Raw genomic sequence first — 6,104 nt, 5'->3', positions numbered from 1 at the left:
GAAGCGACCCCGCGATTTAGGCCGCATATTGGAAAAATTAATGAGTAGCGACAAATTTTTGCTTAAATGATCTAACGAAGATCCTGGACGATCCTTGCGATTTGCCCGGGAGCCCGTATAATTCCCCACCCGGCGCGTGGGACTCGATTTCCTGCGTCTGACGCTGCTCAATTTGCACGCTAAAAACGTGCGGAAAGACGCGGGAAATAAGGAAAGAGAATTGACTCCGGAGTGTACAATTATTACAATCCGGCCTCTTTAATCACCCATGGCTTCGGCGTCCATCGTTCGTTATTCGTTCGGACTCCACAAAAAGTCATTGAATTTATTCAAGTTTAGGTAGAAATCGCCATGAAACGCACTTTTCAACCGTCTGTACTGAAGCGCAACCGTTCTCACGGCTTCCGTGCTCGTATGGCTACTAAAAATGGTCGTCAGGTTCTGGCACGTCGTCGTGCTAAAGGCCGTTCACGTCTGACCGTTTCCAAGTAATTAAGCTAACCCCTGAGTGGTTAAGCTAGCATTTCCCAGGGAGTTACGTTTGTTAACTCCCACTCATTTCACTTTCGTCTTCCAGCAGCCACAACGGGCTGGCACGCCGCAAATCACCATTCTCGGCCGCCAAAATTCGCTGGGGCATCCCCGTATCGGTCTCACTGTCGCCAAGAAAAACGTTAAGCGTGCGCATGAACGCAATCGGATTAAACGTCTGACGCGTGAAAGCTTCCGTTTACGTCAACATGAACTGCCTTCTATGGATTTCGTGGTGGTGGCTAAAAAAGGGGTTGCCGACCTCGATAACCGTGCTCTCTCGGAAGCGTTGGAAAAATTATGGCGCCGCCACTGTCGCCTGGCTCACGGGTCCTGATCGGCCTTATCCGGGTCTATCAACGCCTGATTAGTCCGCTACTCGGGCCACACTGCCGTTTCAGACCGACCTGTTCGCAATACGGAATTGAGGCATTGCGCAGGTTTGGAGTGATAAAAGGCAGTTGGTTGACGGTGAAACGCGTATTAAAATGCCACCCTTTACACCCAGGTGGAGACGACCCCGTCCCTCCAGGACCTTTTGATACCAGAGAACACTAACGATGGATTCGCAACGCAATCTTCTTATCATCGCTTTGTTGTTCGTGTCTTTCATGATCTTCCAGGCTTGGGAGCAGGACAAAAATCCTCAACCTCAGCAGCAGGTCACGCAGACAACGACCACCGCAGCGGGTAGCGCCGCCGACCAGGGCGTACCGGCCAGTGGCCAGGGGAAACAGATTACGGTTAAGACCGATGTGCTTGAGCTGACTATCAACACCCGTGGTGGTGATATTGAGCAGGCGCTGCTGTTGACCTACCCGAAAGAGCTGAAGTCTTCCGAACCTTTCCAGCTGCTGGAAACCACGCCTGAGTTTATCTATCAGGCACAGAGCGGCCTGACCGGTCGTGATGGCCCGGATAACCCGGCTAACGGTGCGCGTCCGCTGTATAACGTAGACAGCGATACCTTTGTGCTGGCCGATGGTCAGAACGAAATCACCATTCCGCTGACCTACACCGACGCCGCGGGTAACACCTTCACCAAAACCTTCACCCTGAAACGCGGTGAGTTTGCGGTAAACGTGGGCTATAACGTACAGAACGCCGGAGCGAAGCCGCTGGAAGTGTCGACCTTTGGTCAGCTGAAGCAGTCCATCAATCTGCCGTCGCACCGCGACACCGGAAGCAGCAACTTCGCGCTGCACACCTTCCGCGGCGCAGCGTACTCTACGCCAGACGCGAAATACGAGAAATACAAGTTCGACACCATCGCCGATAACGAAAACCTGAACGTCAGCTCCAAAGGCGGCTGGGTTGCGATGCTGCAGCAGTATTTCGCTACCGCGTGGATCCCGAATAACGACGGTACCAACAACTTCTATACCGCGAACCTGGGTAACGGTGTTGCCGCTATCGGCTATAAGTCTCAGCCGGTTCTGGTTCAGCCGGGTCAAACCGGTACGCTGGCCAGCACCCTGTGGGTCGGCCCGGAAATCCAGGACAAAATGGCTGCCGTGGCGCCGCACCTGGACCTGACCGTAGACTACGGTTGGTTGTGGTTCATCTCTCAGCCGCTGTTCAAGCTGCTGAAGTGGATCCACAGCTTCCTGGGTAACTGGGGCTTCTCCATCATCGTTATCACCTTTATCGTTCGTGGCATCATGTACCCGCTGACCAAAGCGCAGTACACCTCCATGGCGAAGATGCGTATGCTACAGCCGAAGATTCAGGCGATGCGTGAGCGTCTGGGCGATGACAAGCAGCGTCAGAGCCAGGAGATGATGGCCCTGTACAAAGCCGAGAAAGTGAACCCGCTGGGTGGCTGCTTCCCGCTGCTGATCCAGATGCCTATCTTCCTTGCGCTCTACTACATGCTGATGGGCTCCGTTGAGCTGCGCCACGCGCCGTTCGCGCTGTGGATCCATGACCTCTCCGCACAGGACCCGTACTACATCCTGCCGATCCTGATGGGCGTGACGATGTTCTTCATCCAGAAGATGTCGCCGACCACCGTGACCGACCCGATGCAGCAGAAGATCATGACCTTTATGCCGGTCATCTTCACCGTGTTCTTCCTGTGGTTCCCGTCAGGTCTGGTGCTGTACTATATCGTCAGCAACCTGGTAACCATCCTTCAGCAACAGCTGATCTACCGTGGTCTGGAAAAACGTGGCCTGCATAGCCGCGAAAAGAAAAGCTCCTGATCCCAAGTAGGCTGTAGCTAAAATAAAGGCGGTCATCAGACCGCCTTTTTTATTGCGTTAAGAAGAGACAAACCATGAGCCATAACGACACTATCGTCGCCCAGGCAACCCCACCGGGACGCGGTGGTGTGGGCATTCTGCGTATCTCCGGCCTGAAGGCGCGCGAGGTAGCAGAAGCGGTGCTGGGTAAACTGCCAAAGCCACGCTATGCCGATTATCTGCCCTTTAAAGATAGCGACGGAACGGCGCTGGATCAGGGCATCGCACTCTGGTTCCCGGGCCCGAACTCCTTTACCGGCGAAGATGTGCTCGAGCTGCAGGGCCACGGCGGGCCGGTGATCCTCGACCTGCTGCTGAAACGCATTCTGACCCTGCCGGGCGTACGCATCGCTAAACCGGGCGAGTTCTCCGAGCGGGCGTTTCTGAACGACAAGCTGGATCTGGCCCAGGCAGAAGCGATTGCCGACCTGATCGACGCCAGCTCCGAGCAGGCCGCGCGCTCGGCGCTGAACTCGCTGCAGGGCGCCTTTTCCGCGCGCGTTAACCATCTGGTGGAAGCACTTACTCACCTGCGCATCTACGTGGAAGCAGCCATTGATTTCCCGGATGAGGAGATCGACTTCCTCTCCGATGGCAAAATCGAAGCCCAGCTTAACGCGGTGATGAACGATCTCGACGCGGTACGTGCCGAGGCGCGTCAGGGCAGCCTGCTGCGCGAAGGGATGAAGGTGGTGATTGCTGGTCGCCCTAATGCCGGGAAATCGAGCCTGCTGAATGCCCTGGCGGGGCGCGAAGCGGCAATTGTTACCGACATTGCTGGTACCACCCGCGACGTGCTGCGGGAACATATTCATATCGATGGTATGCCGCTGCATATCATCGACACCGCGGGCTTACGCGATGCCAGTGACGAAGTGGAGCGTATCGGTATCGAGCGCGCCTGGCAGGAGATCGAGCAGGCCGACCGGGTGCTGTTTATGGTCGACGGGACTACCACCGCCGCCGTTGACCCGGCCGAGATCTGGCCAGACTTTATCGCCCGCCTGCCGGCAAAACTGCCGATCACCGTGGTGCGTAACAAAGCGGACGTCACCGGCGAAACGCTGGGTATCAGCGATGTGAATGGTCACTCACTTATCCGTCTGTCGGCGCGCACCGGCGAGGGTGTGGATGAGCTGCGCAACCATCTGAAGCAGAGCATGGGCTTTGATACCAGCATGGAGGGCGGCTTCCTCGCCCGTCGTCGCCATTTGCAGGCACTGGAAGAGGCGGCACAGCATCTGGATCAGGGTAAAGCGCAGCTGCTCGGCGCCTGGGCCGGAGAGTTGCTGGCAGAAGAGCTGCGTCTGGCGCAGCAGGCGTTAAGCGAGATCACCGGGGAGTTTACCTCGGACGATCTGCTGGGTCGCATCTTCTCCAGCTTCTGCATCGGGAAATAAACCCGTTGCAGTTAACTGCAAAAAAGCCGCAATAGCATCGCTGTTATTGCGGCTTTTTCTTTTCTCATATTACCTGAATAAATACCAAATACGCCTGTTATATTCTCTGTGATTACAATCACAATTAATATCACCGCGCATAGACAAATATTCTCATTCGAATAGTGTAGTAGCGTGTCTAATGAGGATAAATCAATGATGATTATCTTAAATACATATATCACTTCTAAGTGGTTCAATATTGACAATAAAATTGTCAATCACCATCCTTAATCTCCCTTCGCTTCTCATTCTCTATGCAACCTGAATAGATTAACACTCTATTTATCCGGTATGCCTGAAATCATTGCGCCCATAAGGCTGCAATTGTGCCTCTGCACGTCTCTGTCGGTGAAATATATTCTCCCGGTTGCGTAGCGGTATGGCAGGCCCAGGCATGCCTGTATTAATGGTTATTAAAATAGCCACCAGCACCGCTGCAATAAAAACAGGAATGATATAATGGAAAACTTCAAACATTTACCAGAGCCATTTCGCATCAGAGTTATTGAGCCAGTTAAACGCACCACAAGGGAGCATCGCGAAAACGCTATTATTAAATCCGGGATGAACCCTTTCCTGCTGGATAGCGAAGACGTGTTTATTGATTTACTGACCGACAGCGGCACTGGCGCTGTCACACAAAATATGCAGGCCGCCATGCTGCGCGGTGACGAAGCCTATAGCGGAAGCCGGAGTTACTATGCGCTGTCCGACGCGGTGAAAGAAATTTTCGGCTATCAATATACTATCCCGACCCATCAGGGGCGCGGCGCCGAGCAGATTTATATTCCTGTGTTAATCAAAAAACGCGAGCAGGAGAAGGGATTAGATCGCTCGAAAATGGTCGCCTTCTCGAACTACTTCTTTGATACCACACAGGGTCATAGCCAGATAAATGGCTGCACCGTCCGCAACGTCTATATTAAGGAAGCATTCGATACCGGCGTCCGTTACGATTTTAAAGGCAATTTTGACCTGCAGGGCCTGGAAAACGGCATCGAAGAGGTGGGGCCGAGTAACGTGCCTTATATTGTCGCAACCATCACCAGCAACTCCGCCGGTGGGCAACCAGTGTCGCTGGCGAACCTGAAGGCGATGTATGCGATTGCCAGAAAATACGATATCCCGGTCGTCATGGATTCGGCGCGCTTCGCAGAAAACGCCTGGTTTATTCAGAAACGCGAAGCGGAATATAAAGACTGGACTATCGCGGAAATAACCCGGGAAACCTATAAGTACGCGGATATGCTGGCGATGTCCGCCAAGAAAGATGCCATGGTGCCCATGGGCGGGTTGCTGTGCATCAAGAACGATGACTACTTCGACGTCTACACCGAGTGCAGAACGTTGTGCGTCGTTCAGGAAGGGTTCCCGACTTACGGTGGCCTTGAAGGTGGCGCGATGGAGCGTCTGGCTGTCGGCCTGCATGATGGCATGGGCCAGGACTGGCTGGCCTACCGGATTAATCAGGTGCAGTACCTGGTTGACGGCCTGGAAGCCATCGGGGTGGTTTGCCAGCAGGCGGGGGGCCATGCTGCCTTCGTGGATGCGGGTAAGTTATTGCCGCACATTCCAGCAGAACAGTTCCCGGCGCAGGCGCTGGCCTGTGAGCTCTATAAAGTAGCAGGTATCCGCGCAGTTGAGATCGGTTCGTTCTTATTAGGCCGCGATCCGAAAACAGGTAAACAATTACCTTGCCCGGCAGAGCTGCTGCGTTTAACGATTCCGCGGGCCACGTATACGCAATCGCATATGGATTTCATCGTCGAAGCCTTTAAACACGTTAAAGAAAATGCGAAGAATATAAAAGGGTTAACCTTCACCTACGAACCTAAAGTATTACGCCACTTCACTGCAAAACTCAAAGAAGTTTAACCTTCTGTCCCCG

Annotated in this window: 7 protein-coding genes; all 7 read left to right on the top strand. The window is 53.8% G+C overall.

The window, feature by feature from the left end:
* The first annotated feature begins 351 nt into the window (after positions 1-351).
* The 7 genes from rpmH (at position 352) to tnaA (ending at position 6,091) form a co-directional block, all read left to right on the top strand.
* Entirely contained in the window at positions 352-492 is a 141-nt protein-coding gene (gene rpmH / locus GNG29_RS23125) for a 50S ribosomal protein L34 (protein ID WP_003849659.1), read from the top strand.
* A 16-nt stretch (positions 493-508) separates the two neighbouring features.
* On the top strand, positions 509-868 hold the full coding sequence (gene rnpA, locus GNG29_RS23120) for a ribonuclease P protein component (RefSeq protein ID WP_014072458.1): 360 nt from the start codon (positions 509-511) through the stop codon (positions 866-868).
* Positions 832-1,089, top strand: a complete 258-nt coding sequence (gene yidD, locus GNG29_RS23115) for a membrane protein insertion efficiency factor YidD (RefSeq protein WP_072036746.1) — start codon at positions 832-834, stop codon at positions 1,087-1,089. Before rnpA ends, yidD begins: the two co-directional genes overlap by 37 nt.
* Positions 1,090-1,091: 2 nt before the next feature.
* The gene (yidC, locus tag GNG29_RS23110) at positions 1,092-2,735 is read left to right on the top strand and encodes a membrane protein insertase YidC (RefSeq protein ID WP_103177628.1); all 1,644 of its coding nucleotides are present in this window, start codon (positions 1,092-1,094) and stop codon (positions 2,733-2,735) included.
* Positions 2,736-2,809: 74 nt separating this feature from the next.
* Entirely contained in the window at positions 2,810-4,174 is a 1,365-nt protein-coding gene (mnmE, locus tag GNG29_RS23105) for a tRNA uridine-5-carboxymethylaminomethyl(34) synthesis GTPase MnmE (RefSeq protein WP_103177627.1), read from the top strand.
* Between the two features lie 195 nt (positions 4,175-4,369).
* Entirely contained in the window at positions 4,370-4,447 is a 78-nt protein-coding gene (tnaC, locus tag GNG29_RS23560) for a tryptophanase leader peptide (RefSeq protein WP_350028380.1), read from the top strand.
* 228 nt (positions 4,448-4,675) lie between these two features.
* Positions 4,676-6,091 (top strand): tryptophanase, encoded by a 1,416-nt coding sequence (tnaA, locus tag GNG29_RS23095; RefSeq protein WP_103177626.1) that lies wholly within the window; start codon positions 4,676-4,678, stop codon positions 6,089-6,091.
* The last annotated feature ends 13 nt before the right edge of the window (positions 6,092-6,104 follow it).

The organism is Leclercia sp. Colony189, from assembly GCF_009740165.1.
Taxonomy (GTDB): domain Bacteria; phylum Pseudomonadota; class Gammaproteobacteria; order Enterobacterales; family Enterobacteriaceae; genus Enterobacter.
This window is presented reverse-complemented; position numbering and strand designations above follow the sequence as displayed.